A 16,725-nucleotide genomic window follows, 5' to 3' on the forward strand; every position below is an offset into this window, starting at 1 on the left:
TAATTTGTTGCAACGCGCACAACAAAGCCGGGTCGTTCGCCCGGCTTTTTGCTTTATGAACGCTTAAAATCCAAGGTCAATGTAATAAGGGCACGATCAGCAGCGCAACAATATTGATGATCTTGATCAGTGGGTTCACAGCTGGGCCCGCCGTATCCTTGTAAGGGTCGCCAACGGTATCGCCTGTCACGGCCGCCTTGTGCGCATCAGACCCTTTGCCGCCATAATGGCCATCCTCAATGTATTTTTTGGCGTTATCCCAGGCGCCACCACCAGTACACATCGAGATAGCGACAAATAAGCCGGTCACGATGGTGCCCATCAACAAACCACCCAGTGCGACCGGCCCCAGAACCAGTCCGACCACAATCGGTGCGGCCACCGGCAGCAGGGAGGGCAACATCATTTCCTTGATGGCTGCGCTGGTCAGCATATCCACGGCTTTGCCGTATTCAGGCTTGGCTGTGCCCTCCATAATGCCTTTGATTTCGCGAAACTGGCGGCGGACTTCTTCAACCACACTGCCTGCGGCACGACCTACCGCTTCCATGGCCATGGCGGCAAACAGATATGGAATCAAGCCGCCGATAAACAAGCCTATGATGACTTTGGGGTCGCTCAAATCAAAGCTGGCAGTGATGCCGGCGCTTTCAAGCTTGTGTGTGTAGTCTGCAAACAGGACTAACGCTGCCAGGCCTGCGGAGCCAATAGCATAGCCTTTGGTGACCGCTTTGGTGGTGTTGCCTACAGCATCCAGCGGGTCAGTTACATCGCGGACACTGCTAGGTAATTCAGCCATTTCGGCAATCCCGCCTGCGTTATCGGTGATCGGGCCGTAAGCATCTAAAGCCACGACAATGCCTGCCATACTGAGCATGGCCATGGCGGCAATGGCTACCCCATACAGTCCTGCCAGGTGAAAAGCGACATAAATCGCAAGACACACCGAGAGTACAGGCAGGGCGGTGGACTTCATCGAGACGCCTATCCCGGCAATAATATTGGTGGCATGGCCGGTGGTAGAGGCTTGCGCCACGTGTTTGACCGGCGCGTAATCGGTCCCAGTGTAGTATTCGGTAATCCATACCAGTGCCGCGGTCAGTCCCAGCCCTACCGCACAGGCGCCAAACAGGGCCAGGCTGGACACCGTGACTTCACCATGGGTATAGCCTTGCGGAAATACATATTGCGTGACAAAGTAAAACGCAATTAGCGAGAGGACGCCAGCGACCGCCAGGCCTTTATATAGCGCGGGCATCACATTCTTCATACCGGGCGAGGCTTTGACAAAAAAGCAGCCAATAATTGAGGCGACGATGGAAACCGCACCTAGCAACAAGGGGTAAATGATGCCATTGGCACCTGCTTCTGTTGCCATCAGTCCCCCCAGTACCATGGTGGCAATCAGGGTCACCGCGTAAGTTTCAAACAGGTCAGCCGCCATGCCCGCGCAGTCACCCACATTGTCGCCGACATTGTCCGCAATCACAGCCGGGTTGCGGGGGTCATCTTCAGGAATACCCGCTTCTACCTTACCTACCAGGTCGGCCCCGACATCGGCGCCCTTGGTGAAAATGCCACCGCCCAAGCGCGCAAAGATAGAGATCAACGAGGAACCAAAAGCCAGACCAATCAGTGGGTTCAGATCAGTCGCCTGCTCAGCACCCAGGTAGATATAAAACCCTGCCACCCCTAACAGCCCCAGGCCAACGACGAGCATGCCAGTGATTGCGCCGCCTTTAAATGCGACATCCAGAGCCGCCCCTATGCCATGCGTCGCGGCTTGGGCGGTCCGTACGTTTGCTTTCACCGAGACGTTCATGCCTATAAATCCGCAGGCCCCGGAGAGAACCGCGCCAATCACAAATCCGATGGCAGTTTGCGGGTTTAGAAAAATACCGATCAAGATCGTCAAAACAACCCCAACCAGGGCAATCGTTTTGTATTGTCGGGAGAGATAGGCAGCCGCCCCTTGTTGAATGGCGCCGGCAATTTCTTGCATGCGGGCGTTCCCCGCGGGCAACCCTGAAATCCATTGACTCATTACGACGCCATACACTACCGCCAGAACGGCGGCACCAAGCGCTAACATTAGTGCAACTGACATGACTTCTCCTGTTCCTGATGAAACTGCGTTGAAGATAATGACTGCTCACCACCCTGTTGCCAGATTTGTTAATGGAATGTAACAGGTTGGGGCATTATTGCACTATTAGTGTGCACCTACAATAGCGTGTAATAGCGGAGCCTACGTACTCTGATTGCAGAGATGGCCGGGTTCCCGGCTAACAGGTGAGGTTGGCTCAGTCTTGACGCTGGTGATCGACAAACTCAAGCAGGGCCGCTTCCAGCGCAGGATTGTCGATTTGTTTGGCGCAACGTTCGAGTGCCGTTAAGGCGTGCTTGGACGGGGATTTGATGCGTTTGGTTTTGCTAGGCGGGCGAGATTTTACTTGCACTTTGACCTTAATTGCGTTAAGGTTTAAAGCCTTGATTTTCCGGGAGTTTTGACTAAATTCCTGGATTTTTCGCAGTAATTGGGCTTCCATTAGCCTGATTCTGCTGGCCACAGCGCCTGATTGCACTGCAATCGTTAGCGCCCCCTCTTGTAGGGCTAGCACATGCGAAAGCCTGGAAAATTCCGGGGCAACTGCAGACCAGCATTGTTGTAATTGCTGACGGTCATCCGCTTCTTGTAGTAGCGGTTTGAGCGCTTGATGATGTTTGAAAATCTGGTTGATTTTGAACATGGCCGGTTGTCCACAGAATGCTTGAATATTGTACACCACATCGCTGTCATGCATGTTTAGTCGGCATGCGGCGGGTGCATCGCGAGAGTTCGTAGCATGATTAATATCATTATTGTTTCAGAAAAAATGGCCAAGCCCAAAACATTGGGCGTGTTTGAAAGTGTCGGCTTGGTGCTGGCGCTGATTTTGGTGCCTATCGTATTGACGCTGTTGTTTATCACACCGCAGCAGGTCATTAAATCACAAGGCGTTAAAGCTATGCTGCCGCCTCACTTGCGTGGTGCCATGTTGTCTACCCAAAATCACCTCGATGCTTATGCCAAGCAAATTGGCGAATTGCAGGCGCGTATTTTGCGGCTGGATGCGCAAAATCAGCGCTTGTCCAAATTGGCAGGCGTCAAATCGACTGCAGAGCCGATTAATGAAAGAACGCCGGTCAACGACATGATGGGCCGCGGGGGGCCGCTGGTAAAAGATTCTCCGCTGAGTGAGGAAGACCTGAAAGCAACCATCGAGCAAATGTCTGCAGACCTCGATTTGCGTGATGAGTATCAGGGCAAGCTTGAGGCCAAGTTGTTGCAAAAGAGCGTATTGCGCGAAATGCTGCCTAATAGTAGTCCGGTGGAAGCCGCGTATAGTTCGTCCAGTTATGGCTGGCGGATTGATCCCATGAGTGGCCATCGCGCTTTCCACGAAGGCCTGGATTTCCCAGCCTCGGTGGGGACGCCAGTTTATGCAGCTGCAGACGGTATTGTGACCACCGCGGTACAAACCGCAGACTATGGCAATTTGCTCAAGATTGACCATGGCGCGGGTCTTGAAACGCGCTATGCCCACAATTCGAAGTTATTGGTGAACCCGGGAGACCGTGTTACCAAGGGTCAAAAGATTGCCTTAATTGGCAGTACCGGACGCTCAACCGGGCCGCATTTGCATTATGAAATTCGTCTCAATGGCAACCCGCTGGACCCGCGTGAGTATCTCAAAAATCATTCCTGACCCAGTCAGGCAATACAATAATTGAGACAATCGCCCTCTATATCTTATACAATCTCTGTTTATTTCAATTAACACCGCGTCAGCGGAAATCGGTGTGACTCATGTTAGCCTCGTTGTTTAAAAAAGTATTTGGTAGCCGCAATGATCGGCTCGTCAAGCAGTACCAGCAAATCGTCAAACAAATCAATGCATTAGAGTCAGAAATCGCCACACTCTCGGATGAGCAGTTGCGGGCTAAAACTGAGGAGTTCAAGCAGCGTTATGCCGGCGGCGAGAGCCTGGAAAAGCTGTTGCCAGAAGCTTTTGCGGTTGTGCGTGAGGGCGGCAAGCGCGTGTTGGGAATGCGTCACTTCGACGTACAGCTGATCGGTGGCATGGTGCTCAACGCAGGCAAAATTGCCGAAATGCGTACCGGTGAAGGTAAAACCCTGGTGGCGACCTTGCCGACTTATCTGAATGCCTTGACCGGTAAAGGCGTACATGTGGTGACAGTTAACGACTATCTGGCCAAGCGTGACGCCGAATGGATGGGCAAGCTGTATAACTTCCTGGGTCTGAGCGTAGGTATTAACCTGTCTCAAATGACGCATGATGCCAAGCAGCTGGCCTATGCGGCAGACATTACCTACGGGACCAATAACGAGTTCGGCTTTGATTACCTGCGCGACAACATGGTGTTCAGCAAAGAGGAGCGCGTACAGCGTCCTTTGCATTATGCGCTGGTGGATGAGGTGGACTCTATCCTGATTGATGAAGCGCGTACGCCATTGATTATTTCCGGCCAGGCGGAACACAGCGTGGATTTGTATGGTGCCATCAATGAAGTGGCCAAGCAATTGGTGCGTCAGCAAGCCGAAGAGGGTGAAGGCGACTTCTGGGTAGATGAAAAAGCCCAGAGTGTGACCATGAGTGAAGCCGGGCATGAGCATGCCGAGCAATTGCTGGAACAAACCGGCTTGCTGACGGCGGGTTCAAGCCTGTATGAACCGGCGAATATTACGCTGGTGCATCATTTGTATGCCTCCTTGCGCGCACAAAATCTCTATCATCGTGATCAGCATTATGTCGTGCGTAACGGCGAGATCGTCATCGTCGATGAGTTTTCTGGCCGCATGATGCCGGGCCGCCGCTGGTCTGATGGCCTGCACCAGGCAGTCGAAGCCAAAGAAGGCGTGACCATCCAGAAAGAAAACCAGACCCTGGCTTCGATCACTTTCCAGAACTATTTCCGCATGTATCAAAAGCTGAGCGGCATGACCGGGACGGCTGATACCGAGGCCTATGAGTTTAACCAGATTTATGGCTTGGAAACCGTGGTGATTCCAACCCACAGACCGGTACAGCGCCTGGACGCGATGGACAAGGTCTACCGCACGGCGATGGAAAAATACAAAGCCGTTATTGAGGATATCAAACAGTGTCAGGCCAAAGGCCAGCCTGTGCTGGTCGGCACTACCTCGATTGAAAACTCCGAACTGATTTCTAAGCTCCTGACTCAGGCCAAGCTTGAACATCAGGTATTGAATGCTAAACAGCATGAGCGCGAAGCAAGCATCGTGGCAGAGGCCGGTCGTCCAGGCGTGATTACCATTGCCACTAACATGGCTGGCCGCGGTACCGATATTGTGCTCGGCGGTAATTCGGAAAATGAAATTCATGCTATCCAGCAGGATGAAAAACTGTCTGAGGCAGAAAAAGCCGGCAAAATTGCCCAGCTCAAAGCCGAGTGGCAGCAACGCCATGATGCCGTGCTGGCCGCGGGTGGTTTGCATATCATCGGCACCGAGCGTCACGAATCTCGCCGTGTAGATAACCAGCTGCGTGGACGAGCAGGCCGTCAGGGCGATCCAGGCTCCAGCCGCTTCTATCTGTCGCTTGAAGATCCATTGTTGCGTATTTTCTCCGGTGAGCGCGTGGCAGCGATTATGACCCGCCTCAACATGCCGGAAGGTGAAGCGATTGAACATGCCATGGTGACGCGCGCCATTGAAAACGCGCAACGCAAGGTTGAAGGCCGTAACTTTGACATCCGCAAGCAATTGCTGGAATACGATGATGTCTCCAATGACCAGCGCAAGGTGATATACGAACAGCGCAATGAGTTGCTAGAGTCTATTGATGTCGGTCAAACGATTTATGCCATGCGCGAAGACGTCATCAACAGCTTGTTTAATACTTACGTTCCTCCAGGCAGCGTGGAAGAGCAATGGGAAGTCCCAGCGCTCGAGCAGGCTTTGCAGGCTGAGCTTGGCTTGACCTTGCCAGTGGCGGAATGGCTGGAAACCAACCCTGACCTGCATGAGGAGACCTTGCGTGAGCGTATCCTAAATGCTGCCAATGAGTTGTATGGTGCCAAGGAGGCACTTGCAGGCAATGACAACATGCGTAATTTCGAGCGATCAGTCATGTTGCAAAGCCTGGATAACCACTGGCGCGAGCATTTGGCGGCACTGGATCATCTGCGCCAAGGCATTCATTTGCGTTCTTATGCGCAAAAGAACCCCAAACAGGAATACAAGCGTGAAGCGTTTGAGCTGTTTGAGTCGCTGTTGAATACGGTGAAAAGTGAAGTCACCAAGATCACCATGCAGGTGCAGATTCGTTCCCGCGAAGAGCTTGAAGCTGAAGAGCGCCGCGCAGAAGAGGCCATGCGCGCCGCCGAGGTGGCAAATGTGCAGTATCAACACACGGATTACGACTCTGCATTGGCAACTACAGATGCAAGCGCCGCGGAATCTTTGAATGTGCCTGAAGGCGTACGTGTCGGGCGTAATGACCCTTGTCCATGTGGCTCTGGCAAAAAATATAAAAATTGCCACGGTGCTTTGAGCTAGGGTAAGTTTGAAAGGAAATCAGCATGTCAGAACAGGAAATTGCCTCACCATGTGTCGGGGTGTGCAGCATGGACGAAGTGAGTGGTTTTTGCCAGGGCTGCTTTAGAACGCTAGAGGAAATTCGCCAATGGTGGGATCTGGATAATGCGGCCAAAGCCGAAGTCATCAAAACGGCAGCGGCACGTGAGGCGGCAGTGTTTGGCGAATAGCTCGATTTTGCAGGATTCAAGATACAAATAAAAAAGTCGGCAGTTGCCGACTTTTTTATTTGTGTAAGTTATTTTGAGCTGATTGAGGGCTGATTTAGCTGAAGCCAGGCGAATGATTTGTGACGCAAACAGTGATTCTCAATCCTGAAATCAAGTGATGCTTTTACATATCACCCAGTGGCTGGTCGGCAAGTGCTTTGGATTGTGCGTCCAACTTGGTAATGACCATGTTCAACGAGGCATTTAACTCTTTTAAAGCTTCGATATCCAGTGTGTGCAAGACTTGCGGCAGAATACCATCTACTGGTTTAGGTGCCTTGGCGAGCACCGCGTGCCCAGCATCAGTCACAATCAGACCGACTTTGCGTTGGTCTTCGCTTTGACGCTGTTTTTGCACCAATTGTTTTTTGACCAGCTTTTCGACCAGCAGGCTACAGGTGGATTGATGGATGGCCAGATTTTCAGCCAGACGAGAAACACCTAATTCTGGGTGCGTGGCGATTTCGTGTAATAACCACAATTGCGAGCCTGAAATGCCACACGACACTTCAATCTCCCTGAAGTGTTGCCTCACGGTTCCAAAAATAATCCGAAATTGTTTTAAAGCTTCTTTGGCAAGAGTATTTTGCATGGTTAATTTAATGTAAATATTTATTTTTTTATTGTATCAGCTTCCCTGAATGTCCACCTGTTATGAGGTGGCGAATGTCGGGAAAAAATCCCGAACTGGGTTTATTTTAGACAAAAAAGTCCTTTTCGCGATAAATATTAATGATATTTATACTTTAAGGGTAATTGTTTACGTGGATTAATGAGCCCGGTGCGTATTAGTCCTGCGCTGGGGTAACGTCGATCGCTTGCGCCGCGGCCAGGGTCTGCAAGGTCTCTATTCCAAATTGAAGCAAAGTCTCGCGCGGCAGATCTGGCAGATGTTGGGACAATTCTAGCAAATGTTGTTCTGTAGTGGCCGGATGCAGATGTATCTGTTGTAACAATTGGTAGGTGATCACGTTGAGTTGGATAAAGCGTATCTGAAAATCTGGCGTACGATACACGAGCAGGTAAGTGTCAGCGGCAGGGAGATGTCGTTGCTTGCGCGACAGTTGATGCACCGGAAAAGCATAATGCAGCAGGCGATGCACGGCGGTCAGGCTAACGCGATGGGTGAGTCCAGGTACCAACGCTGTTTGCGCGGCCGCTGGCAATGGTGCTTCTGTCAGCTCGCGGCTAAGCGCCAGTTCTATCCATTCATAATGGGCCAATGCAGCCGTGTATGGGGGCAGGTCAGCGGCTTGATGGATGCTTAAAAAATCGACAAATCTGGCGGGAATATCCTGAAACAAGGGATTGGCAAATGTTTGCCTGGAGAAGCACTGCCGCGCCAGGCGTTGAAAGATGCGCTTGCCGAGGATGGATCTGAGCACAGGAAAACAGGCTTGCAGGCTAGTCAAAAACTGGTTAAAGACGATCTCCGTGTAAATGCGCATGCGTTTGCGGTCTACCCCATGCGGAGGGGCATGCTGCGCTGGCTGACGCAAATGGGCGGTAAAGTCGGCCTGGTAATCCTGAAAGGCGGGCATCAGGCCACCTCTGGCAGCATGTTTGCGTCGGTCAGCAATTGCGATTGCTGTGATTGCGCAATCCGCTTCACTTCAAGCATGACTTCGTTGAGTGCCGGAATATTGCTATCCCGCTCCAGCAGCGTCGGGAAGATCTTCAGGTTGCGATAGGCATGGTTGAGCAATTGCCACACCGGCTCAATGACCGCTTCGCCATGCGTGTCTACCAGTAAGTCAGGTTGCGCTTGCCAATGGCCGGCCAAGTGCCCGTACACCACACGCTCGGCTGGGATCTTGTCCAAAAAGGCATAAGGATCAAACTGAAAGTTGACGCTATTGACATACACATTGTTGATATCCAGATGCAGGTCGCAATCCGCCTCGGTCAATATGGCATTGATAAAGCTGACTTCATCCATGTCTGACATCGGTGCCGCCACGTAAAACGAAGTATTTTCAACTGCGATGCGCTGCTCCAGAATATCCTGCGTTTGCCGGATGCGTTGCGCCACATATTTCACCGCCTCTTGCGTGAAGGGGATAGGCAGTAAATCATAAATATAGCCATTGCTCAGGTCGCTGCAATAACTCAGGTGCTCGGTATAGAGCGGAATCTCGAAGTCTTTCAGAAACTGCTTAAGCTGTTTGAGAAAAGCGATGTTGAGCGGGTCTGGACCGCCCAACGATAAACACAAGCCATGACACACCATGGGATAGCGTTGCACAAACCAGTCTAGTTCCGCCGCGTATTTGCCGCCAGCCTGTAACCAGTTTTCCGGGGCAATCTCCAAAAACTGCAGCGCGCTGAGCTGTGGCTCCCCATGCTGCCGCATCAGTTGGGGAATTAGCTCACGCTTGAGCCCCAAGCCCGCACCCTGAATCTCTGAGCGTAACGCCATGGCGCTAGGGTCCCTCAGGATTTGCTGGCGTGACAGGCACCTTCTTTCATTTTCTCGGCAGAGCAGCCACCCTCCTTCATTTTTTCTGCTGAACAGCTGCCCTCTTTGCTTTTATGGTGGTGGCAAGAACCCTCTTTCATTTTCTCGGCAGAGCAGCTGCCTTCTTTCATCTTTTTCTTGTGTGCCCCACATTGGCCGCTCGCACATTTGCCTTCCTTGGCTTTGCTGTCTGTGGCTTCTGCCACCTGGTATCCTTGCGCGAGCGGTTTGATTTCAAACGGGTTGCTGGCAGCATGCGCGCTGACCGCTGCAATTGACAAGGCCACTGCACCTGTCATTAATGCCACATTTTGCTTTTTCATGATTTTTTCCTTCTTCCTCAGATTGAAAAGCGGACATCAGTAAAACTTGTCCAGTTGTTGTGTGATTCGTTCCTTGGCTGGTGCAGAAAGCGTCAGTGACTGATCATCCGCCGCCTGTCGCTGCCAACTGGCGAGGTGACGGCGCATCCACAGCAGTTGCTGTTTAAAACGCCTGCAATAGACGCAAATGAGCAAATGCACTCTCACCGCCCACCGCTCACGCCAGTTGAGTGGACGGTCCAGTGATTGCGAGACCAGCAGGCTGGTTTGTTTGCAACTCAACATTTATTTTCTGTGCTACCTATGGTTACCAGTTCATCTCAAGACATTTTCGCAGACCCATGCGGGCGCGGTATAGCATGACCCAAGCATTGGTCGCGCTGATCTCGAGTACCTTACAAATTTCTTCATTCTCCATGTCATCGACTTCGCGCATGGTGAAAATCGCCGCCAGTTTTTGTGGCAGCCGCTCCATGCATTGTTGCAATATGGTCAGGAACTGGCTTTGTTGCAAGGCTTGCTGTGGCATATCCCACGCCTGCGGTTTTTCTGCCCAGTGCCCGGTTTCATCAAAAAACTCATCCATATTGGCATCTTCTTCGCTCATGAGTTCCGAGGCGGGCACTTCACGCAGTTGTTTGCGCAGACAGTCTATGATTTTATGCTTGAGGATGCCGGTCAGCCAGGTGCGTGGGCTGGAGTGTTCGGCAAAGTTTGGATTTTTGATGGCTGCAAGCAAGGTTTCCTGCACGACATCTTCAGCTTGATGACTGTCGCGCAAGCGGGCGAGGGCAAAACGGTAAAGATAGTCGCCATGTTCATTGAGCCAGTCATGCGGATTCGGTTTCATGGCGGCTATTGAATCATAGATTCAAGGGCGGTGGAATAGCGTTTGCAGGAGAGTGACGTAAGCTCCCATGGGTGTGACACAAACTATCCCAGTTGCGACAGTCGTTCAGAATAGACTTTGCGTAGCAATGGCGCCAGCGTACTTACCTGCAAGGCTTTTTGCAGCAGCTTCTGGTCTCCTTCCCCGAGTTTTTGCAGTCCTAGTGCGGTGCGTATGCTGATGCCGTGCACGTCGCGCTGCAAAATCTGGATGTCGTCACCGGCTTGAATGAGGCCGACTTGCAGCACACGCAAGTAAAAACCGCTGTAGCCGCTACGCAAGAACTCATCGAGCATGTCGGGCTTGCCCACTTTGTGGCCGAATTTAAAGCACGGAATGCGCGGCATGGTCACTTGTACCTGCACCACATCGCCGATTTGCAGGATATCGCCGATACAGACGTCACTTTCGAGCAATCCTTGTACGGTGAGGTTTTCGCCAAAAGTGCCATACGCGAGTGTACTTTTTTGCCAGCGGTTTTGCCAATGCGCATAATGCTCAACCGGGTAGGCATACAAGGCCTGGTGTTCGCCGCCATGCACGGTCAAATCGGCCTGACCATCGCCCGTCAGGCCCAGCGCTTGCACGGCAACCTGGCCTGTCAGGGGTGTTTTATAAATGCCAGTGAGGATGGGTTTGCCGTTGATGTGAACGGTTTGCGGCATGGCCGCATTGACTGAAAGTAGTTTCATAGCAAGCTAGAGAGGGGAGTCGGTGATCTTGTCATGCTCGCATAAATCGCCTTGTGCTTTAATAAGTGATTCAACTTATCTTCCAGCATACGCGCATGCCAGGCCTTATTGACTGGGGGGCATGTCTGCGCGTTGTTCTATCAATTGCAAATAATGCGCGGCATCGAGACCGGTTTGATTGCGCTGCGCCAGCCAGATAGTTTCTGCCAGGCATTCGAGCAAGGCATGTTGGGCGGCGTGCTCTTCCTGAAAGCGGGTGCACAGTTTGCCGTAGGCTTGCGTAATGCCGATCGGCTGGTTGATGCTGATTTGTTCCTGGATGGACAGGTGCAAACTCATATGCAAAAACGGATTGGTTTCTCCCATTTCAGGATAGTAAGCCTGTTGCAGGTAATGCGCTGGCTGGTCCAGGATGTCGTGGTATTCGGGATGCATATGCATGATGCCCACGGCCATTTTCTCCAGCTCGGTCAAGGCTTGTTGCTGTTTGAATTTTGCCCAGGCATCAAAGAAAAACTGCCTCACTTCATCGCGGCTGGGATTAAACAAGGCCATGGCTAAACTCCTGCCGGTGGGGCAACCGGCTGTATCTGTTTGTCGTGAAATTCACATAAATCGGCGATGCAACATTCACCACATTTAGGGTTGCGGGCTGTGCAGGTATAGCGGCCATGCAGAATCAGCAAATGATGCGCATCTTTTAAAAAGGCTTTAGGTGTCGAGCTCAAAAAACGTTGTTCGACCTCGAGTACATTCTTACCCTGGGCCAGTTTGGTGCGGTTGCCGACGCGGAATAAATGGGTATCGACCGCAATGGTGGGTTGGCCAAAGGCGGTATTCAGGATCACATTGGCTGTTTTGCGGCCAACCCCGGCCAGGGCTTCGAGCGCTTCTCGGGTATCTGGAACTTCACCGTCATGCAAGTTAAGCAATTGCTCGCAACATTTGAGCACGTTTTGGGCTTTGGCGTGATACAAGCCTATGGTTTTGATATAACTTTCCAGGCCTTCGACCCCAAGTGCCAGGATGGTTGCCGGCGTATTGGCGACCTTGAACAGCTTGCGCGTGGCGATGTTCACGCCTTTGTCTGTCGCTTGTGCAGACAAAATCACCGCAATGAGCAACTCGAAGGTAGAGCTATACTCGAGTTCTGTGGTGGGGTTGGGAATGGCCTGCGCCAGTCTTTCAAAAATGGCCTGTCTTTTTTGAGCATTCATCACAAGATTTCAATCTATTGGGGTGGCTTAGCCTGCCTGGCTTTAATACGCGCCAGCGCGGCTGCAATTGCCGCCTGTTTGAGTGCCTCGGTAGCGGTCGGGGTTGGCTGCGCGGTGTCGCTGGCTGGCCTCGTCTCCATCCGTGTCTGGTCTTTGGCATAGGTGTGGGCTGTTGCGTGATTTTCAAGCGCCAAGCGTTTTTGCCGCTGCTGATGGCGGCGTCTTGCCAGGTCGGATTCTGCGGGAGACATTGCCATCTGCCGCCCCGGCACGGCTTGCAGGCTGATGCAGTCGACCGGACAGGGCGGCAGGCATAATTCACAGCCGGTGCATTCCTGCGCGATCACCGTATGCATTTGCTTGGAGGCACCGACGATGGCATCAACCGGGCAGGCCTTGATACACAGCGTACAGCCAATGCAGGCGTCTTCATCAATCACGGCCACCAGTTTGCCTTTGGTCACGCCATGTGCGGGATTGAGCGCTTGGTAGGGTTGGTTGAGCAAGGCGGCCAGTGCGTGTATGCCAGCGTCGCCGCCCGGCGGGCACTGGTTGATGTTTGCCTCGCCGCGAGCAATGGCGCCAGCATAGGGTCGGCAGCCGTTATATCCACATTGGCCGCACTGGGTTTGTGGCAGCAGGGCGTCAATTTGACTGATCAATGGCTCTAGTCTGGCAGGGTTTTCTGGCGCGGTTACGCCTGTCTGCGTGAGGTCTGCTGGGGGCTGTGCGGAAGGCGGCATGGAGCTTGGACGAGCGTTAATCCGAATGGATTGATTATAACTGAAAGGGTGCGTTACTCAGGAGTTTATGCCGTATCCCCACTGTTTAAATCTATGCTGCTGGCAGGATTATGGAGTCACAGACGCCTTGCAAGTGGTTCTTTGGCGTTCATGCGTATAATCAGTTAAAATATTGGCTTTATTATTGAATGGCGTTAGGTATGTTGACGGGCAGTTTGGTCGCAATTGTGACCCCGATGTTTGAAGATGGTCGTTTGGATCTGGACGCACTCAAAAAGCTGATCGACTTTCATGTCGATGCCGGTACGGACGGTATTGTGATTGTCGGGACGACCGGTGAGTCGCCCACCGTAGACGTAGACGAGCATTGCCTGCTGATTAAAACCACGGTGGATTATGTCGCCAAGCGGGTGCCGGTGATTGCCGGTACTGGTGCTAACTCTACCGCTGAAGCCATTGCTTTAACTGCCAAAGCCAAAAGTTTGGGTGCGGATGCCTGCCTGCTGGTCGCGCCTTATTACAACAAACCTTCACAAGAGGGCTTGTATCAGCACTTTAAAGCAGTGGCTGAAGCCGTCGATATCCCGCAAATTTTATACAATGTGCCTGGCCGCACCGGGTGCGACCTGAGCAATGACACGGTGTTGCGCCTGGCGCAGCTCCGCAACATCGTCGGCATCAAAGATGCGACAGGAGGCATTGAGCGGGGCACCGATTTGCTGCTGCGCGCGCCATCAGATTTTGCGGTCTACAGTGGCGATGATGCCTCAGCACTTGCGCTGATGTTGCTGGGTGGCAAAGGGGTTATTTCCGTGACGGCGAATGTGGCACCGAAACTGATGCACGAAATGTGCGTGCAGGCCTTGAGTGGCAACCTGGTTGCCGCCAAGGCGGCCAATGCCAAACTGTTTGCCCTGCACCAGAAACTGTTTGTTGAGGCCAACCCCATCCCCGTGAAATGGGTATTGCAACAAATGGGCTTGATCGGTACCGGGATCCGTCTGCCGCTGGTCAATTTGTCGGGCCAGTATCATGAAGTATTGCGTCACGCCATGCAGCAGGCAGAAATCGCCGCTGTTTGAGCGTGCAAAGACTAATTTAGGATAAGGCTAGTGAAACACATGAGTCATGTATGGTTACAACGCGCAGTGCTGTTCAGTCTGGTGACTGTGTTGGCCGCCTGCGATTCTATCCCGTTTATGAACAACAGTTCGGACTACAAGGGGGCCAGTCGTTCCAAGCCACTTGAAGTGCCGCCTGACCTGACGTCGGTCCGCACCAGCAGTACCTACAATGTGCCAGGCGCCACCAGCTATTCGGCTTATAGCCAAAACCAGGAAGCGCAAGAGCAGAATGGTCCGCAGCCCGTGCTGGCTGACATGAAAAATGTGCGTATGGTCAAAGCGGGTTCCCAGCGCTGGCTGGTGGTGAATGCGCCACCGGAAAAAATCTGGCCGCTGGTGCGTGATTTCTGGCTGGATCAAGGCTTTGCCGTCCGTGTCGAGAATCCTGAGCTTGGGGTGATCGAGACAGAGTGGTTGCAGTCGGATGCCATCAAGCCCAAAGAAGACAACCGTGGGTATGGCGAAAAGTTTGATGCCTGGCTGGATAAACTCTCGGGCTTTGCTGACAGACGTAAGTTCCGTACCCGTTTGGAGCGTGGCGAAAAAGAGGGTACCACTGAAATTTATATGACGCACCGTACCGTTGCCGGTGCGCCAGATGATGGCAAAAACTACGTCACCACTCAGTTAGGGGTGATTGATACCGGTTATCGTCCGAATGCGGCTGATAACAAAAATAATGCAGGGAAAGAGTTTGATGCTGATCTGGATGCGGAGTTGTTGCGCCGGATGATGGTCAAGCTTGGTCTGGATGAGCAGAAAGCCGATCAGGTCATGACGCAGGCGGTTTCGGACAAGCGCGCCGATGTGGTAAAAGAGCCGGACCAGAGCGTGACGCTCAAACTTAATGAGCCGTTTGACCGCGCATGGCGCCGTGTGGGCCTGGCGCTGGACCGTATTGGTTTTGTGACCGAGGATAAAAACCGCTCTGAAGGTATTTTCTATGTGCGTTATGCGGATACGGATGCTGAAGACCCGATCAAGCAGAAAAAAGGCTTGCTGGAGCGCTTGAAATTCTGGAGCAGTGACGATGACGAGAAGAGTAATGCACCGACCGAGGTTAAATCCGGTGATAAAAGCAAATTCTGGAAAGGCACGTCCGATGGTGACAAGTCGAGCAAGCAATACCATATCCAGGTGCTGGAAAATGCCGATGACACCACCGATGTGTATGTGTTGACGCCTGACAACAAACGCAATACCTCCACTACGGCAAACCGCATTATTTCGCTGTTGTATGATCAATTGAAATAAGCGGGTCCGCGCGTGCGATTTGCATCATTGGGCAGTGGCAGCGCAGGCAATGCCACGCTGGTAGAAGCCGGGGAAACCCGGCTTTTGCTTGACTGCGGCTTTAGTGTCAAGGAAACCGTGCAGCGTCTGGCGCGCTTGCAGTTGGCCCCTGAGCAACTGACAGGCATCCTGGTGACGCATGAGCACGACGATCATGCGCGAGGCGCGTTTAAACTGGCTGCACGCTACCAGATCCCAGTCTGGCTCACGCATGGCACCTACCGCATGTGCGAGCGCTATTTGCCTAGCCAGGCGCTGACGGTAAAGCTGATTGATGCTCATACGTCATTTGCCCTGCAAGACATAGAGGTCCATCCCTATCCTGTGCCACATGATGCCCGCGAACCCGCACAATTTGTGTTTACGGATGGCGCGCACAAGCTGGGGGTGCTTACAGATGTTGGCAGTGTGACACCGCACATCGTGGCCATGCTACAGGCGTGTGATGGCTTGCTGCTTGAGTGCAATCATGATCTGGAGATGTTGCGCACCGGACCTTATGCACACTCGCTAAAAAAACGGGTAGGTGGCTGGTTAGGGCATCTGGACAATCAATCCAGTGCCCAGCTGCTGAGTCAGCTGGACAACCGCCGCCTCAAGCATCTGGTTGCTGCGCATTTAAGCGAGAAAAATAATACGCCTGCCTTGGCCAGGCAGGCGTTGAGTGAAGTCTTGCATTGTGACAGTGACTGGATAGGCATTGCCCATCAGGCTGAGGGTCTGGACTGGCGAGACTTGTAAGGCACGCCATATGCCTCCGCCTAACTTAGTGCCACATGATCGCTAGTCTAGCACCATGATTTGCTCTGACAGCCTGATCATGCGTTCCACGGGCGTCACCCAGACTATGCCATCTCCCACATTGCCGGTATGGGCCACCTCTACGATGGTTTGCAAGATACCCTCTACCAGGTCATCCGGCACCACCATGTACAGATAGACTTTAGGGCTGTAATCGGTGAGCTCCTCACGTACCCCTGCACTTGGTTTTTGCAGGTGTGGACCGCAGCCTTCCATCTTGTGGACGGACATGCCGGGGAAGCCTTTGATGTTGCGCAAGGCCGAGCGGATTTTAGGTAATCTCGCTGGTTGTACAACCGCTTTGATTTCTTTCATAAACAGTCACCCTGAATATTTTTACGTCGCTTGTTTAGG

Annotated in this window: 19 protein-coding genes; 6 read left to right on the plus strand and 13 right to left on the minus strand. The window is 52.5% G+C overall.

All coding sequences use genetic code 11. The features are described from left to right. Positions 1 to 76 precede the first annotated feature (76 nt). Positions 77 to 2,107, minus strand: a complete 2,031-nt coding sequence (locus ACT53G_RS08690) for a sodium-translocating pyrophosphatase (RefSeq protein WP_313985686.1) — start codon at positions 2,105 to 2,107, stop codon at positions 77 to 79. A gap of 196 nt (positions 2,108 to 2,303) precedes the next feature. Beyond that, on the minus strand, positions 2,304 to 2,804 hold the full coding sequence (locus tag ACT53G_RS08695; protein ID WP_228518830.1) for a DciA family protein: 501 nt from the start codon (positions 2,802 to 2,804) through the stop codon (positions 2,304 to 2,306). A gap of 42 nt (positions 2,805 to 2,846) precedes the next feature. Between ACT53G_RS08695 and ACT53G_RS08700 the strand changes: the two genes are divergently transcribed. From ACT53G_RS08700 to ACT53G_RS08710, 3 genes are all read left to right on the plus strand, one after another. Next, the gene (locus ACT53G_RS08700; RefSeq protein ID WP_194748639.1) at positions 2,847 to 3,749 is read left to right on the plus strand and encodes a M23 family metallopeptidase; all 903 of its coding nucleotides are present in this window, start codon (positions 2,847 to 2,849) and stop codon (positions 3,747 to 3,749) included. Positions 3,750 to 3,850: 101 nt separating this feature from the next. Continuing rightward, a complete protein-coding gene (gene secA, locus ACT53G_RS08705) occupies positions 3,851 to 6,583 on the plus strand; it encodes a preprotein translocase subunit SecA (protein ID WP_476169175.1) in 2,733 nt (910 codons plus the stop codon). 23 nt (positions 6,584 to 6,606) lie between these two features. Further along, entirely contained in the window at positions 6,607 to 6,792 is a 186-nt protein-coding gene (locus tag ACT53G_RS08710; protein ID WP_194748637.1) for a DUF1289 domain-containing protein, read from the plus strand. Between the two features lie 163 nt (positions 6,793 to 6,955). Here ACT53G_RS08710 and ACT53G_RS08715 read toward each other — a convergent pair whose 3' ends face one another. From ACT53G_RS08715 to rsxB, 10 genes are all read right to left on the minus strand, one after another. After that, the gene (locus tag ACT53G_RS08715) at positions 6,956 to 7,423 is read right to left on the minus strand and encodes a MarR family winged helix-turn-helix transcriptional regulator (protein ID WP_275356290.1); all 468 of its coding nucleotides are present in this window, start codon (positions 7,421 to 7,423) and stop codon (positions 6,956 to 6,958) included. Between the two features lie 196 nt (positions 7,424 to 7,619). Beyond that, positions 7,620 to 8,372 (minus strand): HvfC family RiPP maturation protein, encoded by a 753-nt coding sequence (locus tag ACT53G_RS08720; protein ID WP_476169176.1) that lies wholly within the window; start codon positions 8,370 to 8,372, stop codon positions 7,620 to 7,622. Beyond that, entirely contained in the window at positions 8,372 to 9,250 is an 879-nt protein-coding gene (locus ACT53G_RS08725; protein WP_476169177.1) for an HvfB family MNIO-type RiPP peptide maturase, read from the minus strand. The genes ACT53G_RS08720 and ACT53G_RS08725 overlap by 1 nt, the downstream gene beginning before the upstream one ends. A gap of 14 nt (positions 9,251 to 9,264) precedes the next feature. Next, entirely contained in the window at positions 9,265 to 9,612 is a 348-nt protein-coding gene (locus ACT53G_RS08730; RefSeq protein WP_275356287.1) for a hypothetical protein, read from the minus strand. A 36-nt stretch (positions 9,613 to 9,648) separates the two neighbouring features. Continuing rightward, positions 9,649 to 9,897 (minus strand): zf-HC2 domain-containing protein, encoded by a 249-nt coding sequence (locus tag ACT53G_RS08735; protein WP_476169178.1) that lies wholly within the window; start codon positions 9,895 to 9,897, stop codon positions 9,649 to 9,651. A gap of 22 nt (positions 9,898 to 9,919) precedes the next feature. After that, complete coding sequence (locus tag ACT53G_RS08740; protein ID WP_476144369.1) at positions 9,920 to 10,462, minus strand: sigma-70 family RNA polymerase sigma factor; 543 nt, start codon at positions 10,460 to 10,462, stop codon at positions 9,920 to 9,922. An 83-nt stretch (positions 10,463 to 10,545) separates the two neighbouring features. Next, positions 10,546 to 11,193, minus strand: a complete 648-nt coding sequence (locus ACT53G_RS08745; RefSeq protein WP_476169179.1) for an MOSC domain-containing protein — start codon at positions 11,191 to 11,193, stop codon at positions 10,546 to 10,548. Positions 11,194 to 11,298: 105 nt separating this feature from the next. Then, positions 11,299 to 11,748: a DUF1841 family protein gene (locus tag ACT53G_RS08750; protein WP_275356285.1), complete on the minus strand. Its 450-nt coding sequence runs from the start codon at positions 11,746 to 11,748 to the stop codon at positions 11,299 to 11,301. A 2-nt stretch (positions 11,749 to 11,750) separates the two neighbouring features. Then, positions 11,751 to 12,410, minus strand: a complete 660-nt coding sequence (nth, locus tag ACT53G_RS08755) for an endonuclease III (RefSeq protein WP_476169180.1) — start codon at positions 12,408 to 12,410, stop codon at positions 11,751 to 11,753. 14 nt (positions 12,411 to 12,424) lie between these two features. Then, positions 12,425 to 13,153 (minus strand): electron transport complex subunit RsxB, encoded by a 729-nt coding sequence (gene rsxB / locus ACT53G_RS08760; RefSeq protein ID WP_476169181.1) that lies wholly within the window; start codon positions 13,151 to 13,153, stop codon positions 12,425 to 12,427. A gap of 200 nt (positions 13,154 to 13,353) precedes the next feature. Here rsxB and dapA point away from each other — a divergent pair, with 200 nt between their 5' ends. The 3 genes from dapA to ACT53G_RS08775 are packed head-to-tail and all read left to right on the plus strand — an operon-like array spanning position 13,354 to position 16,311. After that, the gene (gene dapA / locus ACT53G_RS08765) at positions 13,354 to 14,235 is read left to right on the plus strand and encodes a 4-hydroxy-tetrahydrodipicolinate synthase (RefSeq protein ID WP_194748626.1); all 882 of its coding nucleotides are present in this window, start codon (positions 13,354 to 13,356) and stop codon (positions 14,233 to 14,235) included. A 39-nt stretch (positions 14,236 to 14,274) separates the two neighbouring features. Further along, entirely contained in the window at positions 14,275 to 15,531 is a 1,257-nt protein-coding gene (bamC, locus tag ACT53G_RS08770) for an outer membrane protein assembly factor BamC (protein ID WP_275356281.1), read from the plus strand. Between the two features lie 12 nt (positions 15,532 to 15,543). Next, the gene (locus tag ACT53G_RS08775) at positions 15,544 to 16,311 is read left to right on the plus strand and encodes an MBL fold metallo-hydrolase (protein WP_476169182.1); all 768 of its coding nucleotides are present in this window, start codon (positions 15,544 to 15,546) and stop codon (positions 16,309 to 16,311) included. Positions 16,312 to 16,353: 42 nt separating this feature from the next. On the opposite strand, the gene ACT53G_RS08780 is transcribed toward ACT53G_RS08775, so the two are convergent. Next, the gene (locus ACT53G_RS08780; protein WP_275356279.1) at positions 16,354 to 16,686 is read right to left on the minus strand and encodes a P-II family nitrogen regulator; all 333 of its coding nucleotides are present in this window, start codon (positions 16,684 to 16,686) and stop codon (positions 16,354 to 16,356) included. Positions 16,687 to 16,725: the final 39 nt, after the last annotated feature.

It is taken from the genome of Methylophilus sp. DMC18 (assembly GCF_056314005.1).